Raw genomic sequence first — 18,064 nt, forward strand, 5'->3', positions numbered from 1 at the left:
TTATTGTGTTTTTGTCAGTCGAAACTCAGTCCATAGCCGAGTCCGATAGCGTTCGTACGCTGCATTTTGTGGTTTATCCAGTTTCAGCTTAGCCATAACATCTTTTGACGGATAGATTGTCGGATCGTGCTTGATCTTTGGATCGATGTACGGCAAAGCACCCTTATTCGCGATAGCAAGTTTAATCGCATTGGCAATCCGCGCACTAATGTTAGGTCTCAACAGAAAATCGATAAATTTATGAGCATTATTTAAGTTAGGCGCCCCTTTTGGAATAGCGATACAGTCAATCCAGATCGTCCCACCCTCTCGAGGAACAATATAACGGATATGGATATTCTTCCCCACTTCATTAGCACGATCTTGTGCAAGTTGAGCCTCACCGGACCACGCTTGCGCAAGACAACTCTCGCCGCCGACCAATTCGTTCACAAACCGAGATGAACTAAATCGTTTCACTGAGGGACGGATTTTCTGAAGATGTGTTTGTGCCTCTTTTAAATCATCAAGACTATCACTACGAGGGTCCTTCCCTAGATAGGTCAGAACAGCCGGATACACATCAACAGACTCGTCAAGCAATGTTACACCGCAGCCTTTAAATCTCGAGACAACGGATGGGTCAAACAACATTCGGTAGCTTTGTGTTGGGGCATCAGGCATTCGCTTAAGAATCTCTTCCTCTACATAGGAAAACCCAAAAGTCCCCCAATAATAAGGAATTGTATACTCTAAGTCCGAATCAGCTAACCGCATTTGGTCATAAATAAGAGGATCAACGTGCACTAAATTCGGAATCTGACTTTTATCAATTTTTTCATAGACCCCTGCTTGGATCTGGCGCACCGCATAGGGTGAGGCCGATGGAAAAATAACATCATACCCAGAATTACCAGCAAATAACTTGGCTTCTAAAATCTCATTATTATCATATAAATCATAGCGGATTGAAATCCCTGTTTCAGTTTCAAATTCTTCCAACACATCTTTGGGGATCATCCCATACCAATTATAAACATTAAGGTATTGGGCTGGCTTTTGATTTTCAGACTTTAGATATAAAAATGCCCCCCCACACCCAAAGAGGAACATCAGGATTTTCAAGATGTTATTTAATCTAACCGTCATAAATTAGTTATGACTGAGAATAGGGGGAAATTCAAGAAAAGCTTGAGATTTCTTTACGGATGGTTAAGGAGAATGCCAGAGTCTAATATCATCAATTTGACTCAAAAAAGTCTACGAACTATTAAAACCCATCATTCTTAGCTAGAAATTCTTGGCTTTTAAAGGAAACGGTAAGAATCTCTTGATTAAGAAACTCAGAAATACAGAATAAATCAGGGTCTTTAATCATCTAAAACTAAGACTTTCTTGATGCTTCTTCCATCAAACTCACATTATGAAAAAAGCCCCTTTCGGGGCTGTTCTTACTTTTCTTTGTCTGCTTCGAGTGCTAATTCACTCGGACGTTGGGTTACAACGTGATCAATCAAACCAAAGGCTTTGGCTTCATCGGCAGACATGAAATTATCCCGTTCCATGGCCCGCTCAATCACGTCAAGCTTTTGACCGCTATGGTCAACATACATTTGATTTAAACGTTCACGCATCTTTAAGATTTCGCGCGCTTGGATATCGATATCCGTTGCTTGACCTTGCGCACCACCGGATGGTTGGTGAATCATGACACGAGCATTTGGCAAACTATAGCGTTTTCCCTTAGTTCCCGCTGTCAATAACAAGGACCCCATAGAGCAAGCTTGCCCCATACACAACGTTGCGATGTCACACTTAACATATTGCATGGTGTCATAAATAGACAACCCGGCTGTCACAACACCACCCGGTGAGTTAATATACAACGCAATATCTTTATTTGGATTTTCAGATTCTAGGAATAAAATTTGAGCGCAGATCAAACTTGCCATTTCATCAAAAACTTGACCTGTGACAAAGATAATGCGCTCTTTAAGAAGACGAGAGTAGATGTCGTAAGACCGCTCCCCCCGGTTAGTTTGTTCAACAACAATTGGAACGAGTTGGCTAACGAGGGAACGATCAAATGACATATTTACTCACCTTTTGCTTTAGAAGACTTTCCTTTCGAAGTTTTCTTGGCAGGTGTTTTTCCTTCTGATTCATCTTCAAAACCTGGCACAACACCACGGATTGCTTCGATCAAACCTTCAGGAGAAACTTTTTTCTCTGACAATTTAACTTCATTTAATATAAAGTCTACCACTTTATCTTCTAAAATGGGAGCAGCAATTTGATCAACTGCAGCAGGATTTTTCTGGAAGAACTCAAAAACCTGCTTCACTTGCTTTGGATAGCGCATGGCTTCTTGAAAAATTGCTTGGCGAATTTCTTGTTCTTCGACCTTAATCTTTTTCTCACGAGCCACTTCAGAAATCACAAGCCCCAAACGAACACGGCGCTCAGAAATTTCACGGTATTCTTTTTTCAAGTCATCTTCGGAGCGGTTATCATCCTCATCCAAAGTGCCCTGAGCTTTTGCTTGATTCAATTCTTCTTGCAAACGAGCCCAGATCGCATTGAATTCGTTTTCAACCATAGATTCAGGCAATTCAAAAGAATATTCTGTATTCAATGCGTCCAACAAATGACGCTTTAAGCGCATACGGGAAAGGTTTGTGTATTCACCTTCCATGGATTCTTGGACACGCTTTTTAAAATCAGTAACATCTTCACAACCGAATTCTTTGGCTAATTCGTCTGTCAATTCAACCTTTGCCGGCTCTTCAATCTTTGTAACGTCCAAAGATAATTTCAGATCTTTACCGGCAATCGCTTTGTCGCCAAAATCAGCAGCAAACTTTTCACTCACATCAACAGTTTCACCTGACTTAGCCCCCTTGAGAGCAGCCTCTAAGGCACCTGATAATAGGTGTTCATCGGCCCCAACAATCACATGCACATGTTTATCAAAACCTTTGAATGGCTTGCCATCAACAGTTGCAGTCACAACATCAAGATGGACCAAATCCCCCTCTTTTGCCGCACGTTCTTTAGCCAATGGCTGGAATTTTTTGTGTTTTGAGACAATTTCGTCGATCTTTGACTTTACTTCTGTTTCAGGCAAATCAACAATCAACTTTTCCAATTTAATTTTATCAAAACCCTTAAGATCAACAGAGGGCAAAATTTCGAATTCAACTTTGAACTCAACATCTTTACCCTCATCAAATGTATCAACAGACACTTTTGGTTGAGCGGCTTGACGGATATCATTCTCTTTTGAAATTTGCTTAACAGCAGAGTTAACAACATTTTCCAACGCATCTTGCATTGCATCCGCACCATAGCGTTGCTTTAGAATTGTTGACGGAATCATTCCTGGGCGAAAACCAGGCATCTTAACCTTTTTACCAATTATGGTTAGACGCTCATGAATCTTGGTTTCCATATCTGCGGATGGAACAACAACGCTATATTCTTGCTTTAAGCCCTTGGCTGATGTGCGGGAGATTTTCATTACTTACTCTGCCTAATAATTCGATTTTATATGAATGGTGCGGGCGGAGGGACTTGAACCCCCACGGCTCTCGCCGCCAGAACCTAAATCTGGTGTGTCTGCCAATTTCACCACGCCCGCTTAAGACGCTATTTAATAGTGATAACTATGTTTAACCTATCTGAAGAGACTTTTCAACAGTTTTTTGTAGACCTAGCCATCAATAATATCGGTAATCTCTTGCAGACCATCTAAGGAATCATCTTCTTCCTGACTTTGCTCAAACACCTCTTCAGCAATCACAATGTCATCATTAACAATATCGCTATCGATCTCAACAATCTGCTGATTTAAATAAAATTGCGGTTTCTCACGCTCCTTATAAACACTCTCAATAAAATCACGGAAAATTGGTGTTGCAACACGCCCCCCTGTTTCATGCTGACCCAATGTACGAGGTCGCGGAAACCCGACAAAAACACCAACAACCAAGTCTGGTGTATATCCAATAAACCAAGCATCATTATAATTATTAGTAGATCCAGTTTTTCCCGCCACAATAAAACCCAAGGTCGCCAAAGATTTAGCCGTTCCACGTTGAGTCACTCCAATCAACATATCCGTTAACTGGGCGACCAATAAGGGCGACACCAGAACAGGTTTGTCCTGCGTTGGGCGATAAATCGTCTCCCCATATCGATCTTGCACCCAATCAACAGTCGTTGGCGTTACTTTATACCCCCCATTAGCCAACACAGCATAGGCAGCTGTTAGCTTAAGCACAGTTGTCTCACCCGCCCCCAGCACCATAGCTAATTGTTTTGGCATATGGTCAGCAATACCAAATTGCTGAGCACAATCAATAATCTTTTTCATACCAACCCGTTGAGCTAAACGAATCGTCATAACATTGCGCGATTGCTCCAACCCCGTTCGCATAGAACAGAGCCCCAAATAATTACGACTATAATTCTGAGGAGAATAATAGCCATTCCGTCCCAAACTAATCCTAATTGGTGCATCAAGAATTTTTGTCTCCGGCGTCAAACCACTTTCAAGACCAACCAAATAGACAAAAGGTTTAAAACAAGACCCAGATTGACGCAACGCCTGCAAGGCACAATTATATTGGTTCATCTCAAAATCATAGCCCCCAACCAAGGCAAGAATACGTCCAGTTTTTGGATCCATAGCAACCAAAGCCCCTGTAACGTTGGGTATTTGCTCTAGTCGGAAACGATCTGAATCCACTTGAGAAACCAAAATAACATCGCCCACACCAACAACATCAGACATGCGCGTTGGTGACTTACCCAGTCGTTGACCCGTCAAACACGGTGCCGCCCATCCACATTCAGATAGAGGCAAATAGCCTATAGCACCATTGGAAAAACCAATTTTGGCCTGACTTGCGTCGACATTGAGCACAACAACATGTTCCCACCCCGTACTTCCAGCCGGTTTTTGTGTTTTTCTCAAAGCATCTTGCCACAGTTTCTTGTCTTGCATGACACCACTTTCCAACTTAGAAAAAGCGCCCCGCCAACCGTGCTTGCGATCATACGCAATCAAACCTTTCTTTATAGATTTCTCAGCTTGCTCCTGTAACTCGACATCCATGGTTGTCCGAACCGTAAGCCCTCCCTGCTTGATGGAGAGATCACCAATTTTCTGCCCAATATCACGGCGCACAGCATCCGTAAAATAATCTGCCTTAACGGGTTTTTCACGATATTTCTTAAAGGATAACGGTTGGCTTTTTGCTTCCTCTGCCTCATCAAGACTAATCATATCCTCTTGTATCATCCGATCAATAACCCAATCACGGCGCGCTTTGGCTCGGCTAACATCCTCGGTCTTAGTCAATGTCGTTGGGGCTTTGGGCAAAGCCGCTAAAAATGCGGCTTCATCAATCGTTAATTCGTCGAGTTCTTTATCAAAATAAACAAGCGCGGCAGCAGCAACCCCATAAGTTCCGGCCCCCATATAGATTTGATTTAAATAAAGTTCAAAAATGCGATCCTTTGGCAAGGTATATTCAAGGCGCATTGCCAGTATCGCCTCTTTTATCTTCCTTTCAAAAGATCGCTCGTTGCCAACCAAAAAATTCTTGGCAACTTGCTGAGTTATTGTCGATGCACCAATCGGACGGTTTCCCCATGAATTCGATAGCGTATTTGTTAAAAATGCCCGGAATGTCCCGACGATATCAATACCAAAATGATAGTAGAAATTACGATCTTCTGCCGCCATAAATGCTTTTTTTACAAGATCCGGAATCTGATGAAAGGGAACGAACAACCGTCGCTCAGTCGCATACTCTTGTAACAACTGCGCATCACTCGTATAAAGACGACTCATCATTGGCGGCTCATAGTCGATCAAATGATCATACCTTGGTAAGTCTTGTCCGTATCGAATAAAAACAAATAAACCTATCGAGATGATGATTGCGATACACAGGCTAATAGCCGAAACAATCTTAATAACAGTTTTTAGCCATGACGATTGAAGCATTATTTGCTCACTTGACGGTATCTTAAATATCGAATTATACCCATTATCAGAAATAAGTCATACGGATAAATTTGAACACAAGGTTGTACAAACGTCCATAGGACATGTATGTAAAGCCGGTATTCCGCAAAGTTCCGCAGGACTTATTGATCATAAGCAGTATTATGGCAAGATTCAGCTTCCAGGAAAAGGCTTAATAATCCCGCTGCAATCTTTCTTTGCGCTCATGTCGTTCTTGCGCTTCGATCGTTAATGTTGCAATTGGGCGCGCATCAAGACGACGAACCCCAATAGGGTCACCTGTTTCTTCACAGAAACCATAGCTCCCATCTTCAATGCGACGCAAAGCTTCTTCAATCTTATTGATCAATTTACGCTCGCGATCTCTCGCCCGCAATTCAATCGCTCGATCAGCCTCGTTCGCTGCTGAATCAATAATATCAGCTTCCGCAACAGCTTCTACTTGCAGATTCGAGATTGTTTCTGAGGATTCGCGTAAGAGTTGATCGCGCCAAGACATTAATTTCTGACGAAAATATTCCTTTTGAACCGGATTCATAAATTCTTCGTCATCCGACGGGCGGTAATTTTCAGGCAATGCTGCTTTCATATTATGCTCCAGAATAAAGCACTCTAGTTCTATTAGGATACTTAAAATTTTAGTATTAGTCTACATAAATATTTAAAGCAGTTTTTTTAATGCAATTTTACCAAAATTTAACTCAGAGCACCTTATATTATAGATATGATGAAAGACCATGATGATTACTACTTCAATCCGTATCAGCCCGCACATCGCAGCGGCAAGGGGGAGAGCATGTCCAGCGTAAGAGCATCTTTTGTATTTTCATTCGCCATGTTAGCAAGTGTTGGCGCTGTCCTTTTATACCTAGATTATGCAGATCGTTTTGAAATGGCACCAGCTCGGCAAGGCCTCTATATCTTTGACAGAAAAACCACAGCAACAAATTTTTGCGATACATTTCGCTGCATTGGAATCAGCCCTGAATTTATTCTCCCAAAAAAAGTTGAGATGACTCAAATTCCAGGCGTGCCTGTCACCACCCAAATTCATCAGCCAACACCAACAATTGCATCCTTAATGATGCCGCAAAATCAAGTCCCCATGCCAATTCCATCGATACAAACAGCACCACTCACAGCAAAACCAGGGCCAGCAGCGACACCCGTTCAGCAAGCACAACAAAGAAGTCACCCCGCTGAAGACAAATACACGATCCAAGCAGACGAAGACATGGGCGGCTTTATCGATGCGCCCGATCAGCCTGACAATAATGCTTAAGCTGCGCGCTTATCCCTTAAGTTTTGCGGCAAATTCAACCCATTAATCAAATCTGTCAACTCTTGCTTAGCTGATACATGAGACAACGTCATTGACATTCCCATCTCACGCATATCTAACAAGGTCAAACCATTCAAAAATAATTCGCGAAAAATAACACGCTCGCCAAACCCCGGCATCAATCGGAAACCAATTCGTTTTGCCAGAGCACTCAAAACTTTTTCCATTTCTTCACGATTGCGGGAATGAATACTCGCCAGACGATTGCGTAGAACAATCCAGTCAATTTTACCGCTATCACGCATGGCCCGTTGTTTTTTCTGATCCCAAACCATCTCAGAATAGGTACTGGGACGCAAAATATTCAAAGAATCAGGATCGACACGTACCAACATGTCTAAATCAATAAAACTATCATTGAGTGGTGTTATAAGAGTATCCGCGTAGGAATGAGCCAACCTTGACAGATAGGTATCACTTCCCGGGGTATCGATAACGATAAAGTCACAGTCGCGGTGTTGCTCTAATACCCTAGAGAATTGAGTCTCCTCTTCCTCTTTGGCAGCGCTGACACTCTCAAGATTACTCCGAAATACCGCCGCATGTTGAGAAATTGGCAAATTAAGACCTGATTCCTTAATTCGATGCTGGCGATTTTCAATATATCTCGACAACGTTCCTTGACGAGCGTCAACATCAATCGAGCCAACCTTATACCCTTGCCATAGCAAAGAAGAAATCACGTGCATGGTCACGGTAGATTTACCCGTCCCCCCTTTTTCATTCCCCAAAACGATAATATATGGCTTATTTTCTTGACTCATAGGACTTCCCTCAACTCATTGTTATTTTTAGTTTATGATAAAAATCTCACAAAAAAAAGAGTCTTAATCTATATCAGAAACAATAGGATCTAACAAGGATTTTAGATCTGAACTTAACTAACTGCGATGTATTAAGCGATACTTGCTTAAAATTATGAGTTCAGGTATTTTTAGAAATATATAGATTAAGTATAATGAGAGTCTGTCTAAATGGATCCACAAACATTACAAGCCGTCAATAGTCAAGTCCTTGCAGCAACGCCTGCTACGACTGACCATAGTTTATCAATGCTCGATATGTTTTGGGGCGCCGATCCCATTATTAAACTTGTAATGCTGGCCTTGATAGCAGCGTCATTTTGGTCTTGGACGATCATTTTTCAAAAAACCATGCGTCTGCGCAAATTAACAGAGGCCGCTGATCAATTCGAAGATGCCTTCTGGTCAGGGGGTGCCTTAGATGATTTGTACGATCGGATTAACAATCGCCCACAAGACCCACTCAGCTCAACATTTTGCGCAGCCATGAAAGAATGGCGTCGCTCTGTATCTAAGGGGCTCGCCAAAGCATCAGATTCTCGCGGCACCATGCAACAACGAATTGAACGTGTCATGGGACTCACTATCAACCGCGAAATGGAAGACCTAGAGCGTTATCTGGGTTTCTTAGCGTCAACAGGGTCCACTGCGCCGTTTGTTGGTCTGTTTGGTACTGTTTTGGGGATTATGAATAGCTTCCAGTCCATTGCTGTCCAACAAAACACAAACCTTGCCGTCGTCGCACCGGGTATTGCCGAAGCTTTATTCGCAACAGCAATCGGTCTTGTTGCCGCAATTCCTGCTGTTATAGCTTACAACAAATTATCCAGCGATATGAACCGTTATGCCAATCGACTCGAAGCATTTGCCGGCGAATTTTCTGGCATTATTTCTCGCCAATTAGAAGAAGGAGCTGCCTAATATGGCAATGGGATCCATCCACAAGTCATCATCTCGCGGGCGACGCAGACACGGTGCCGGTTTTTCTGAAATTAACGTTACCCCCATGGTTGACGTTATGTTGGTTTTGCTCATCATCTTTATGGTCGCGGCCCCCATGATGACAGTTGGCGTCCCTGTTGATTTACCAAAAACCAAGGCTGCACAAATGAATGATCAAATTGAGCCGATTATCATTTCAGTTGATTCTGCAGGAAAAACATATCTTCAAGAAACACCAATTGATGGTGAGGAACTCGTTGCTCGCTTGATGGCCGTGACATCAAATAACCCAGAAGCCCGCATTTATGTGCGCGGAGATCAAGCTTTGGCTTATGGTCGCGTCATGGAGGTTATGGGAGAAATTGCAGCCGCCGGCTTTACAAAAGTTTCCCTGATTGCTGAAATGCCAAAAGGAGCAGCGCCAATCCAGCAAAAATCAGGAAATAAACAAACGTCAGGGACTCAACGTCCTCAAGCAAACGTCCCAACGTTACAACAAATGATTCCACAGCCGGCACGCCCTCAAAGACCAGTGCAAACAGGATCCAGAACACCTAAAATGAGTCCAGATCAATACCCAACAGGCATGCTTCAGCAGCCTCCAAAAAGGTAGTTCACAATGAAACGCGCGGCGATCCTATCCGGTATCCTTCACGTCCTGATCTTAATTTTTATGATCGTCGGGATTACAGACCCATTTTCGCGCAATCTGGAAGACCAAAAACCATTAATCATCGATTTTGTTGATATTTCAGATATCACCAAAGCCCCCGTCATTGCTCCCTTAGATGTAAACGAACCTGAACCAGCTGTTGAAGCTCCCCAACAAGAGCCACAACAAACACCACTCCCTCCTGTAGAGCAACCACCACAACCAGCCCCTCAACCTGAACCAACACCACCGCCTCCTGCACCTACAGAGCAACCTCAACCACAGCCTGAGCCGGTAAAACAACCGGAACCAGAAGCTATGCCGTTGCCGAGCCCGAAAAAAGAAGAACCAAAAAAGCCGGAACCTAAAAAGGAAGAAAAGAAACCTGAGCCTAAACCAGAAGAACCGAAAAAACAGGAACCTCCGAAAAAAGAAAAGGTCGAGGTGAACCTGAAAAAGGATCAACCCAAGGCAAAAAAAGATGACTCTAAGGAAAAGAAGAAAGTTGATGACGCCTTTGATAACCTCTTGAGTGATGTTGTCAAAGACAGCAAAAAGAAAGACACAACCAAAACCAGCGGTCGCACCAAGGGTGCCCCGGCTGAACAAGTGGGTGAAGTAGTTACCGCTTCAGAAATTGATGCGATTCGCCGGAATTTTGAACCCTGTTGGATTGTTCCGAATGGTGTGCGTGGCGTTCGAAACCTTCAAGTTAAAATAAATATAGAAATTAGCAAAGAAGGCAAAGTTCTTAAAGCTAGAACAGTTGATCGGGGTAGAATGGCAACTGATCCTGTGTTTCGTGCAGCAGCTGAAAGCGCTGAACGAGCCGCCACAGACCCAAAGTGCAGCACCCTAAAATTGGATCCCGCTAAATACTCCCAATGGAAATCCATCAATATAACATTTGACCCTGAAACTATGCAATAGAGAGCGCAACACAATGATTAGATTATTAAAATTCGTGATAGTAATGGTTATAGCAACTCTTAGCAAAAGTTACTCGGTCCTTGAAGTCACCATTAACCAAGGACAAATTAAAGCAACACCGATTGCTGTTACAAATTTTACGGATAACAGCGGCGAGACTTACGGTAAGGATCTTGCTGAAATTATCGCCGAGGACTTACGATCATCCGGATTATTCGCACCGATCGATCAAAAGGCGTTTATTCAAGATATCAATTCAATTAGTCAAATGGGGCCTCGTTTTGCTGACTGGCGTGCCATTAATGCTCAATGTTTGCTTGCAGGTGATGTTGATCATAGTGGGGGGAAAATAACGGTTCGATTCCGATTATTTGACGTTTTCCGCGGCACTCAAATGCTAGGGTTAGAATTAACCGTTGATGAAAAGAAATGGCGCCGCCTTGGGCATATGATTGCTGATGAAGTCTATAAACGCGTGACCGGCGAAGATGGGTATTTTAATACCATGATCTCCTTTATTGAGGAATCAGGTCCCCATGGTCGCAGCCGTGTTCGTCGACTCGGAATTATGGACTATGATGGTGCCAATGTTCGCTACTTAACCGATGGCAAACATATGGTTTTAACGCCGCGCTTTTCCCCCAACAATCGAGATATTGCCTTTTTATCCTTTGAAAAAGGGGGACTTGCCCAAGTTTATGTGTATAATTTGGCGAATGGATCAAAAAAATCCCTTGGCCAGTTTGAAGGCATGACGTTTGCCCCCAGGTTCTCAGCCGATGCAACAAAGCTTGTGATGAGCCTTGAGAAAGCAGGGAACTCTGCCATTTATGTTAAGGATCTAGCAACAGGCACGCTGAAACCATTGACTCAGCATACGTCGATTGATACATCACCCTGCTTTTCCCCGGACGGCAATCAAATCGTCTTTACCTCTGATCGTGGTGGCATTGAACAGATCTACGTCATGAATGCGGATGGATCCGACCAAAAAAGAATTAGTTTTGGGGGCGGTAAATACTCGCAACCCGTCTGGTCTCCTCGCGGTGATCTCATTGCTTATACAAAACTACAACAAGGTCAATTCTATATTGGGGTTATGCGCCCTGATGGGTCAGATGAACGCCTCATTTGTTCTGATTATCTAGTCGAAGCCCCAACTTGGTCCCCTAACGGCCGAGTAATCTTATATACCAAAGAACGCAAATCAGGCAAAACTCGCTTTAGCAAAATATGCGCTATTGATGTCACAGGACGAACAAAATACGAACTGAAAACCCCTCGTGAAGCAACTGATGCTGCTTGGTCTCAACTATTAGATAAGAGTGTAACCGGATGTCCCGCAAAATAATTTATTCTATACTATCATGCCTCTCTTTATCCCACGCCATGATTCTAGATGCGACAACATGGGAGAAACGGCAAGGCCCTGATAAACCTGCTGAAACCCCCGCAATGGAATCCGCCCGCCGAGGCACGACAGAAGAGTTTGCTCGGGCTGTAGGGCGAATAACCGTTAACCTCGGTCAAAGCAAGCAGTCAATTAGCACTGGAACACTGATTGCCCCCAATATTGTTCTAACGGCGGCTCACTGTGTTGATAGAATTAATAAATTAACCCCAGGATATTTTGAGCTGAATGGCGTCCAATCCAAAATAATTGCCGTAGAGATGTCCGCATCCTATCTGTTAAAATTACTCAGTTCAAAAGCTCTAAATTTTGAAGAAGATGATATTGCTGTTGTCCTATTAGAAACGCCTATAACACGAGAATCTTATCCGGAATTGTTTTATGAGGATAATCCTGCAACACTCGTATCAAACACCATTGATTCAGGACGTGTTCCTAAATTTATTGGAGTTTCTGCTGGCATCTTGACAAAAAATGGAGACTCGTCTACCACATACTCTGGTCGCCATATCGGTATCTTTGCTATGCGTAAAACTCAAAATTCTTCGTCCGGGCGTCTTGAGGCTGAATCCTGGATTCCTGTTGATTACCAACCACAACCTGTTAAGTTGGGATTGGACGGGAAAATTTACGTTCCAGAGTTTAGCTATGACTTCAAAAGAGATCAAACTTTTCTTCACGCAACGCTCCGGGGTGGCGATAGTGGAGGACCATTATTTGCCAAAATTGATGGGAAGATGCGGATTGTTGGTGTTGCTGGCGGACAACTGTTTCAAGATGCATATAACAGTAAAACGCAAAGTTTTGTTCCCGCTAAAACATATCGTGACTGCTGGACAAGCCTTTATAATCACCGATTTTTTATACAATCAGCCATTGAAAAGTTTTCACAGTAATAACCGTATACCTATTCCAGTTGAGTATGGAAGTTCATCACATCGTCCCTTCTTGTTCCTGCTTCCAAACTCAACTTGAACAACTATATATAATCATTCAGGTTGATTTTCCGACAAGGAACAAGAAACGAACCCCGCAATGAGCACAAAGATCCAGCACAGTGATACGATCAGGATAAATGATAAATCAACTGACTATAGTTGTTATCCCATACCGATGAACTTTGGCTGTTCTTGGACAGGTGCTTGGTTATAGCCATAGGGCTGAGATGCACCATACGGTTGAGACACCACAACCGGAGGCTGTTGATATCCTTGTGGCGGTGTGTAAACAGGTTGTGGCGCATAAGCTTGTGGTTGAGGTTGTACTTGCCCATATTGTGGTTGATAACCATAGGCCATTGGTTGCTGAGGTTGAGCATAACCCTGAGCCTGAATCGGGGCTGACTGAGGTGTCGCCATCGCTTTATCGTAAACTTGCCCAGCCTGTTGAAACGACTTTTGACTTGGGTTTAACTGGTGCATAGACGGGGGTTGCCCTGCTGTAATTGGTTGAGATTGTGGCGTTCCAAAAATAGGATGATAAGCCGGAGGTGTTGATGTAGCCACTTGTGCAGGCGGCGGTGGTGGTGGCGTATCGCCAAAACGGGATGGTCTAAACGCTCCTTTGATGGCTCGACCGCCAGATGAAACAACAGCTTGCGAACTTTGAGCAAATTTATTTTGCATTTGCAGAGCAAAGGGTTGGAGTGATGGCGGGACCTTCTCAACAGCTTTGTTCAAGAAACCACCGCCAAGTTTACTTTCAATCGATGCAACCTTTTGATCAACAAGTGTTGAGGCAACGCCACCGGCAGCTTTTAAAAACGGGTTAGGTTTCCCCCCACCACCACTAGCAGTGTGACACGCACTCGCCTGCTGCCAATTTGGATGACTGGTTGGCTTTTCTTGGACATTAGAAACAGCCGCGAGAAAACCCACTCCAAAAAACACAGTCCCCAGTAGCATTAATATTAGGAATAATCCAAATAATGACATTTTACTCATGATAATCGCAAGCTCCTCTAACCAATGCCAAAAACCACGTTTATACTGACGTTGAGTTTTTTTTACTACTTTTTTTGCTGCAACCGATGCTTCACGCTGTCCTTGCAACGCTACTTGTTGCTTTACTGACTTTTCCTTAATAAGATTAAGTCGTTTTGATTTTTTTAAAGGTCGTTTTGTTTTTTCAGGTGTCTTCAGTACATTTAAGTCACGATCCGTATTCGCAACATCAAGAGCCATCGGTGTCGGGGCATACGTTCGTTTTGACTCTTGAATAATATCTTGATCTACCAAAAACCGCGGTATCTCCGCCGAGCTAACCCCTGTCTTGACAAAGCTGATATTGGGACGGCTCTCTTTCAAGCGTTCCAAGGCTTTGATCATGGCATTTAAATCACCAAGGTTCTTATGATCTAAGGATTGAGCTGACACCGCAAACCAACAAACAACAACATCTTAACCCATTATGACATCAGAACCGACTAAGTTCACAGCATTTTCAAAAAAATTTTACTATTTTTTGCTGAACCTTAACGTTTTTTTTACCCAACAGCCTTAAAATTAAACTAGGATCGACATAGTTTAGGCCAATTATGCGCAGATTTATAACCATATTATTTCTATTATTTATCTCGGGGCAAACTTATGCATTCCCCGGATCAAGCCTAATCCATAAAATTACCGGCAAAAGCTCAAGCAGTTCACAAAACCAGAACCAAAAACCAGCAGGAGCTCCCGGAACACCACAAAAAAAGAAAAGTTTTTTTGGTAAAATTAAGAGCGGTGTATCCCATGCTATTTCTGCTCCTCAATGCACCCAATCAGTATGTTCAGACCCTTATCAATTTACCCCCCAAAAAGCAAATTATTGCTTAGGGACAGAAGGCAAAGCCAGAACAAACATAAACTGCGCTAAAGTGTTTTTAAATGGCCCCTTAAGCAAAAACCCTGCTTATTCCCAAGCCGTCCATTTCGCACAAATTGCTATGCAAAAAGGCGGCAGTGGGCTTGGAAAAGTAACTGGCGCAGTATCGAAAGTACATGCTATAGCAACATGTACTGCACAGAAATGCGGAAGTCCCAACGTGGGGCGGAATGACCTTGTTAGCTGCCTTGGCACCCCTCAAAAAGTGATGCAAAACCCAAATTGTGCCACAGCTTATTATAATACCCACTGCGCGAAATTACATTTCCCACAATATGGGACCATGCCACCCGTTTTACCGCATGGCGTTGAGTTTTGTAACACAATCTCACAAGCTCGTGGTCTACCTCAAGTCATCCCACCACGACCAGGAATGATGCCATATCCGGGAATGATCCCCCATCCAAACATGACACCCATGATGAATAATACAGGCGGGTGTCATGGGATCCTCACGTACATGCTTCCCCCCGGAGCATCAGCACAACCCACAGGCGGACAATCATCGTACGCTCCGAATAGAGCCTCAATATCAGCGAATCCCTATGATACAGACGATGACTCTGATACCTCCTATTGATTATAGATAAAATTAATCATACAATTAAGGTATAGTTAAATTACGCTGGGATGTCTTGATGACAACAAAAGCTCTCTCTTATGCAGATGTATCTTTGCCTAAATTTCCAATTAAACAAGACGACTTAACATCAGACCCGGCAAGTGTCACCTATTTTGATCTGACTTCTCACTCACGAGCAAGCACAGCCATCTCGACTGCTCTTAAAATGCGCAAATATGGCGCAAATGTCTTTGTCATTGGCGGTGATCGCAGTGCGCGGATGCCTGCAACCATGCAATATCTTGAAGAGTACACCAAAAAAGTTCCCCCTTGCCTAGACTGGGTTTATCTCAATAACTTTGAAACAAATTACCGCCCTATCCCCTTTCAACTCCCACGCGGACAATCCGCAAAACTGAAAAAAGCACTCAATGATGTGATCGAAGCAGGCATAGATTTATTCAACAAAACACTAACGACAGGATCTTTTGCCTCACAAATCAACAGCCTAACAGCAGACCTTGAAGAAACAATCCAAGACCGTATCCAAGAAGTTCAAACTTTTGCAAGAACTAAAGGCCTAAAAGTCGAAACGGCAGAAGATGAGTTTACGATATCAACGGTTGAGGATGATGACTGCGATAAAGATAAAACATCTGAGTTCACACCTGAGGATATTCAATCCATCAAAGAACAGCTGAACGAAATAACCTCGCTCGCCCATTTTCAAGGGCGTGAGTTAACAGAGAAAATTCAGGAGTTAAAAACTCAGGAAGCAGAAAAAACCCTCAAACCCATCCTAAACCCCTTTCGAAAAGTATATGATAAATATCTGGGCAAGTGGATTGACACACTTCACGATGATATCATCCAACATGTTGACGATTTTATTATTGATGAGACAGACCCATCTAGACTCGAGGATCTCCGCGACCGTTATGCAGTCAATGTTCTCGTAAACAATAAAAATGCACTACATGCTCCCTTAATCTTAGATCCTGCCCCCACTTATGAAAGCGTATTTGGATGCATTAAATACAAAGCAGGCCCATCCGGATACTCAACTGATTTCACCATGATTCGCCCGGGGAATCTGCATAAAGCAAACGGTGGCATCCTTGTTCTGCGCGCAGAAGCCCTAGCCCAAGATATGACATTATGGAATGCGCTTAAAACAGCTCTTCGAGATAAACAAATCCGTATTGAAGAGTTCCATCGTGAAAATTCACTCCCCATGCTTGATGCACCAGATCCAAAACCCATTCCGCTTGATATTCAGATCTTTATCGTCGGTGCTCCCGTTTGGTTTTATAATTTCTTTTATCTAGATCCTGAATTTAAAACTTATTTCAAGATCAAGGCAGATATTGAGCCTGACTTACCCGCAAACGCCCAAAACATCAGTGTTTGCACCCGTCTATTTCGGCAGATATCCCTCAAACATTCCAATATGGATCTTGATAAAGGAGCCATTCAAACCCTTTTGGGCTATAGCTCTCGCTGGATTAACAACCGAGAATGGCTTTCATCAAAATTTGAACTTATTGCCGATATCATTAATGAGGCCAATGAGATTGCAACTGAAGAATCTGCAGAAGTAACAAAAGCAAATCACGTCAAACAAGCCCTTATGCACCGCCGCCTGCGGACAGCCGGCGTTGAAGATCGCACCCACCGCGAAATTGAACGCGATGTTGTCCTTATTGAAACTCATGGGAAAAAACTGGGCATTGTTAATGGGCTATCTGTTTTATCAACAGGTGATCATTATTATGGTCTGCCCAATCGTATTTCAGCACGTACCTATGCCGGCGAAGAAGGAATCATTAATATTGAGCGACTGACAGAAATGGCTGGCCCCATTCAACAAAAAGGGGCGATGATATTGGACGGATACCTTAAGGGTAAGTTTTCTCAAAAACACCCTGTTTCTTTTTCCTGCTCTCTAACCTTTGAGCAAAGTTATGAAGAAATCGAAGGTGATAGTGCGTCCGTTGCGGAACTTATTTCAATCTTATCATCGTTATCCGGCATCAGAGTTCGCCAAGATATTGCTGTCACAGGGTCAGTTAATCAATTTGGTCAAGTCCAAGCCGTTGGCGGACTCAACCATAAAATTGAAGGTTTTTTCCGAGTATGTAAATTCCGAGGATTAACAAGCTCTCAAGGCGTTGTTATCCCTGCCTCAAATGCAGAGCATATTGTTTTGCGTGATGAAATCTCAGATGCGATCAAAGCAGGCAAATTCCACATATGGACCGTGGAGACCATCGAAGAAGCCATTGGGTTCCTGATGGGACACGAGGCAGGAAAACCTGATAAAAATGGCAAGTATCCAAAAGGAAGCGTTTTCGGACATGTTCAAGAACGTCTACAGGGATTTGCTAAGGTGATCAAGAAATAGCTATAGCTAGATAATTTTAATGCCCCTACAAAAATAAGGGATGATGTGTTTTAAAGTCATCATACCCCCGGATAAAAATAGACTGGTTATATTAGGCAAAATTATAGCCGATTCTCTAGAGATCGGCTATGCAT

At 43.1% G+C, this 18,064-nt stretch carries 15 protein-coding genes and 1 tRNA gene; 8 read left to right on the forward strand and 8 right to left on the reverse strand.

Features of this window, described 5'->3' with window-relative positions; all coding sequences use genetic code 11:
* The 6 genes from KF820_02750 to dksA form a co-directional block, all read right to left on the reverse strand.
* Positions 1-1,128, reverse strand: a complete 1,128-nt coding sequence (locus KF820_02750) for an extracellular solute-binding protein (GenBank protein ID MBX3457267.1) — start codon at positions 1,126-1,128, stop codon at positions 1-3.
* A gap of 302 nt (positions 1,129-1,430) precedes the next feature.
* Positions 1,431-2,072 (reverse strand): ATP-dependent Clp endopeptidase proteolytic subunit ClpP, encoded by a 642-nt coding sequence (gene clpP / locus KF820_02755; protein ID MBX3457268.1) that lies wholly within the window; start codon positions 2,070-2,072, stop codon positions 1,431-1,433.
* A gap of 2 nt (positions 2,073-2,074) precedes the next feature.
* Positions 2,075-3,499 carry a trigger factor gene (gene tig / locus KF820_02760; protein ID MBX3457269.1) on the reverse strand — a complete coding sequence of 475 codons (1,425 nt, stop codon included), beginning with the start codon at positions 3,497-3,499 and terminating at the stop codon, positions 2,075-2,077.
* A gap of 35 nt (positions 3,500-3,534) precedes the next feature.
* Positions 3,535-3,619, reverse strand: a tRNA-Leu gene (locus KF820_02765).
* A 72-nt stretch (positions 3,620-3,691) separates the two neighbouring features.
* A complete protein-coding gene (locus KF820_02770) occupies positions 3,692-5,995 on the reverse strand; it encodes a PBP1A family penicillin-binding protein (GenBank protein ID MBX3457270.1) in 2,304 nt (767 codons plus the stop codon).
* A 193-nt stretch (positions 5,996-6,188) separates the two neighbouring features.
* The gene (gene dksA / locus KF820_02775) at positions 6,189-6,605 is read right to left on the reverse strand and encodes an RNA polymerase-binding protein DksA (GenBank protein ID MBX3457271.1); all 417 of its coding nucleotides are present in this window, start codon (positions 6,603-6,605) and stop codon (positions 6,189-6,191) included.
* A 207-nt stretch (positions 6,606-6,812) separates the two neighbouring features.
* Between dksA and KF820_02780 the strand changes: the two genes are divergently transcribed.
* Entirely contained in the window at positions 6,813-7,298 is a 486-nt protein-coding gene (locus KF820_02780) for a hypothetical protein (protein MBX3457272.1), read from the forward strand.
* On the opposite strand, the gene KF820_02785 is transcribed toward KF820_02780, so the two are convergent.
* Positions 7,295-8,122, reverse strand: a complete 828-nt coding sequence (locus KF820_02785; GenBank protein ID MBX3457273.1) for an AAA family ATPase — start codon at positions 8,120-8,122, stop codon at positions 7,295-7,297. The genes KF820_02780 and KF820_02785 overlap by 4 nt on opposite strands.
* Before the next feature lie 210 nt (positions 8,123-8,332).
* Between KF820_02785 and tolQ the strand changes: the two genes are divergently transcribed.
* From tolQ to KF820_02810, 5 genes are read left to right on the forward strand one after another with little or no spacing between them, the layout of a single operon-like run.
* Positions 8,333-9,082: a protein TolQ gene (gene tolQ, locus KF820_02790; protein ID MBX3457274.1), complete on the forward strand. Its 750-nt coding sequence runs from the start codon at positions 8,333-8,335 to the stop codon at positions 9,080-9,082.
* Between the two features lies 1 nt (position 9,083).
* Positions 9,084-9,716: a protein TolR gene (gene tolR / locus KF820_02795; protein ID MBX3457275.1), complete on the forward strand. Its 633-nt coding sequence runs from the start codon at positions 9,084-9,086 to the stop codon at positions 9,714-9,716.
* 6 nt (positions 9,717-9,722) lie between these two features.
* A complete protein-coding gene (locus KF820_02800; GenBank protein ID MBX3457276.1) occupies positions 9,723-10,685 on the forward strand; it encodes a hypothetical protein in 963 nt (320 codons plus the stop codon).
* A 13-nt stretch (positions 10,686-10,698) separates the two neighbouring features.
* The gene (gene tolB / locus KF820_02805; protein MBX3457277.1) at positions 10,699-12,036 is read left to right on the forward strand and encodes a Tol-Pal system protein TolB; all 1,338 of its coding nucleotides are present in this window, start codon (positions 10,699-10,701) and stop codon (positions 12,034-12,036) included.
* On the forward strand, positions 12,021-12,992 hold the full coding sequence (locus tag KF820_02810; GenBank protein ID MBX3457278.1) for a trypsin-like serine protease: 972 nt from the start codon (positions 12,021-12,023) through the stop codon (positions 12,990-12,992). The genes tolB and KF820_02810 overlap by 16 nt, the downstream gene beginning before the upstream one ends.
* Positions 12,993-13,196: 204 nt before the next feature.
* Here KF820_02810 and KF820_02815 read toward each other — a convergent pair whose 3' ends face one another.
* Positions 13,197-14,471 (reverse strand): hypothetical protein, encoded by a 1,275-nt coding sequence (locus KF820_02815; GenBank protein ID MBX3457279.1) that lies wholly within the window; start codon positions 14,469-14,471, stop codon positions 13,197-13,199.
* 161 nt (positions 14,472-14,632) lie between these two features.
* Between KF820_02815 and KF820_02820 the strand changes: the two genes are divergently transcribed.
* Positions 14,633-15,544 carry a hypothetical protein gene (locus tag KF820_02820; protein MBX3457280.1) on the forward strand — a complete coding sequence of 304 codons (912 nt, stop codon included), beginning with the start codon at positions 14,633-14,635 and terminating at the stop codon, positions 15,542-15,544.
* Between the two features lie 58 nt (positions 15,545-15,602).
* Positions 15,603-17,930 (forward strand): AAA family ATPase, encoded by a 2,328-nt coding sequence (locus KF820_02825; GenBank protein MBX3457281.1) that lies wholly within the window; start codon positions 15,603-15,605, stop codon positions 17,928-17,930.
* Positions 17,931-18,064 lie beyond the last annotated feature (134 nt).

The sequence above is a fragment of the Candidatus Paracaedibacteraceae bacterium genome (assembly GCA_019636055.1).
Classification (GTDB): Bacteria; Pseudomonadota; Alphaproteobacteria; order Paracaedibacterales; family Paracaedibacteraceae; genus Paracaedibacter.

What these genes read in the sequence shown, in the direction of transcription:
- KF820_02750 (MBX3457267.1), bottom strand. Translation starts at nt 1,128, where the DNA reads ATGACGGTTAGATTAAATAACATCTTGAAAATCCTGATGTTCCTCTTT.
- clpP (MBX3457268.1), bottom strand. Translation starts at nt 2,072, where the DNA reads ATGTCATTTGATCGTTCCCTCGTTAGCCAACTCGTTCCAATTGTTGTT.
- tig (MBX3457269.1), bottom strand. Translation starts at nt 3,499, where the DNA reads ATGAAAATCTCCCGCACATCAGCCAAGGGCTTAAAGCAAGAATATAGC.
- KF820_02770 (MBX3457270.1), bottom strand. Translation starts at nt 5,995, where the DNA reads ATGCTTCAATCGTCATGGCTAAAAACTGTTATTAAGATTGTTTCGGCT.
- dksA (MBX3457271.1), bottom strand. Translation starts at nt 6,605, where the DNA reads ATGAAAGCAGCATTGCCTGAAAATTACCGCCCGTCGGATGACGAAGAA.
- KF820_02780 (MBX3457272.1), top strand. Translation starts at nt 6,813, where the DNA reads ATGTCCAGCGTAAGAGCATCTTTTGTATTTTCATTCGCCATGTTAGCA.
- KF820_02785 (MBX3457273.1), bottom strand. Translation starts at nt 8,122, where the DNA reads ATGAGTCAAGAAAATAAGCCATATATTATCGTTTTGGGGAATGAAAAA.
- tolQ (MBX3457274.1), top strand. Translation starts at nt 8,333, where the DNA reads ATGGATCCACAAACATTACAAGCCGTCAATAGTCAAGTCCTTGCAGCA.
- tolR (MBX3457275.1), top strand. Translation starts at nt 9,084, where the DNA reads ATGGCAATGGGATCCATCCACAAGTCATCATCTCGCGGGCGACGCAGA.
- KF820_02800 (MBX3457276.1), top strand. Translation starts at nt 9,723, where the DNA reads ATGAAACGCGCGGCGATCCTATCCGGTATCCTTCACGTCCTGATCTTA.
- tolB (MBX3457277.1), top strand. Translation starts at nt 10,699, where the DNA reads ATGATTAGATTATTAAAATTCGTGATAGTAATGGTTATAGCAACTCTT.
- KF820_02810 (MBX3457278.1), top strand. Translation starts at nt 12,021, where the DNA reads ATGTCCCGCAAAATAATTTATTCTATACTATCATGCCTCTCTTTATCC.
- KF820_02820 (MBX3457280.1), top strand. Translation starts at nt 14,633, where the DNA reads ATGCGCAGATTTATAACCATATTATTTCTATTATTTATCTCGGGGCAA.
- KF820_02825 (MBX3457281.1), top strand. Translation starts at nt 15,603, where the DNA reads ATGACAACAAAAGCTCTCTCTTATGCAGATGTATCTTTGCCTAAATTT.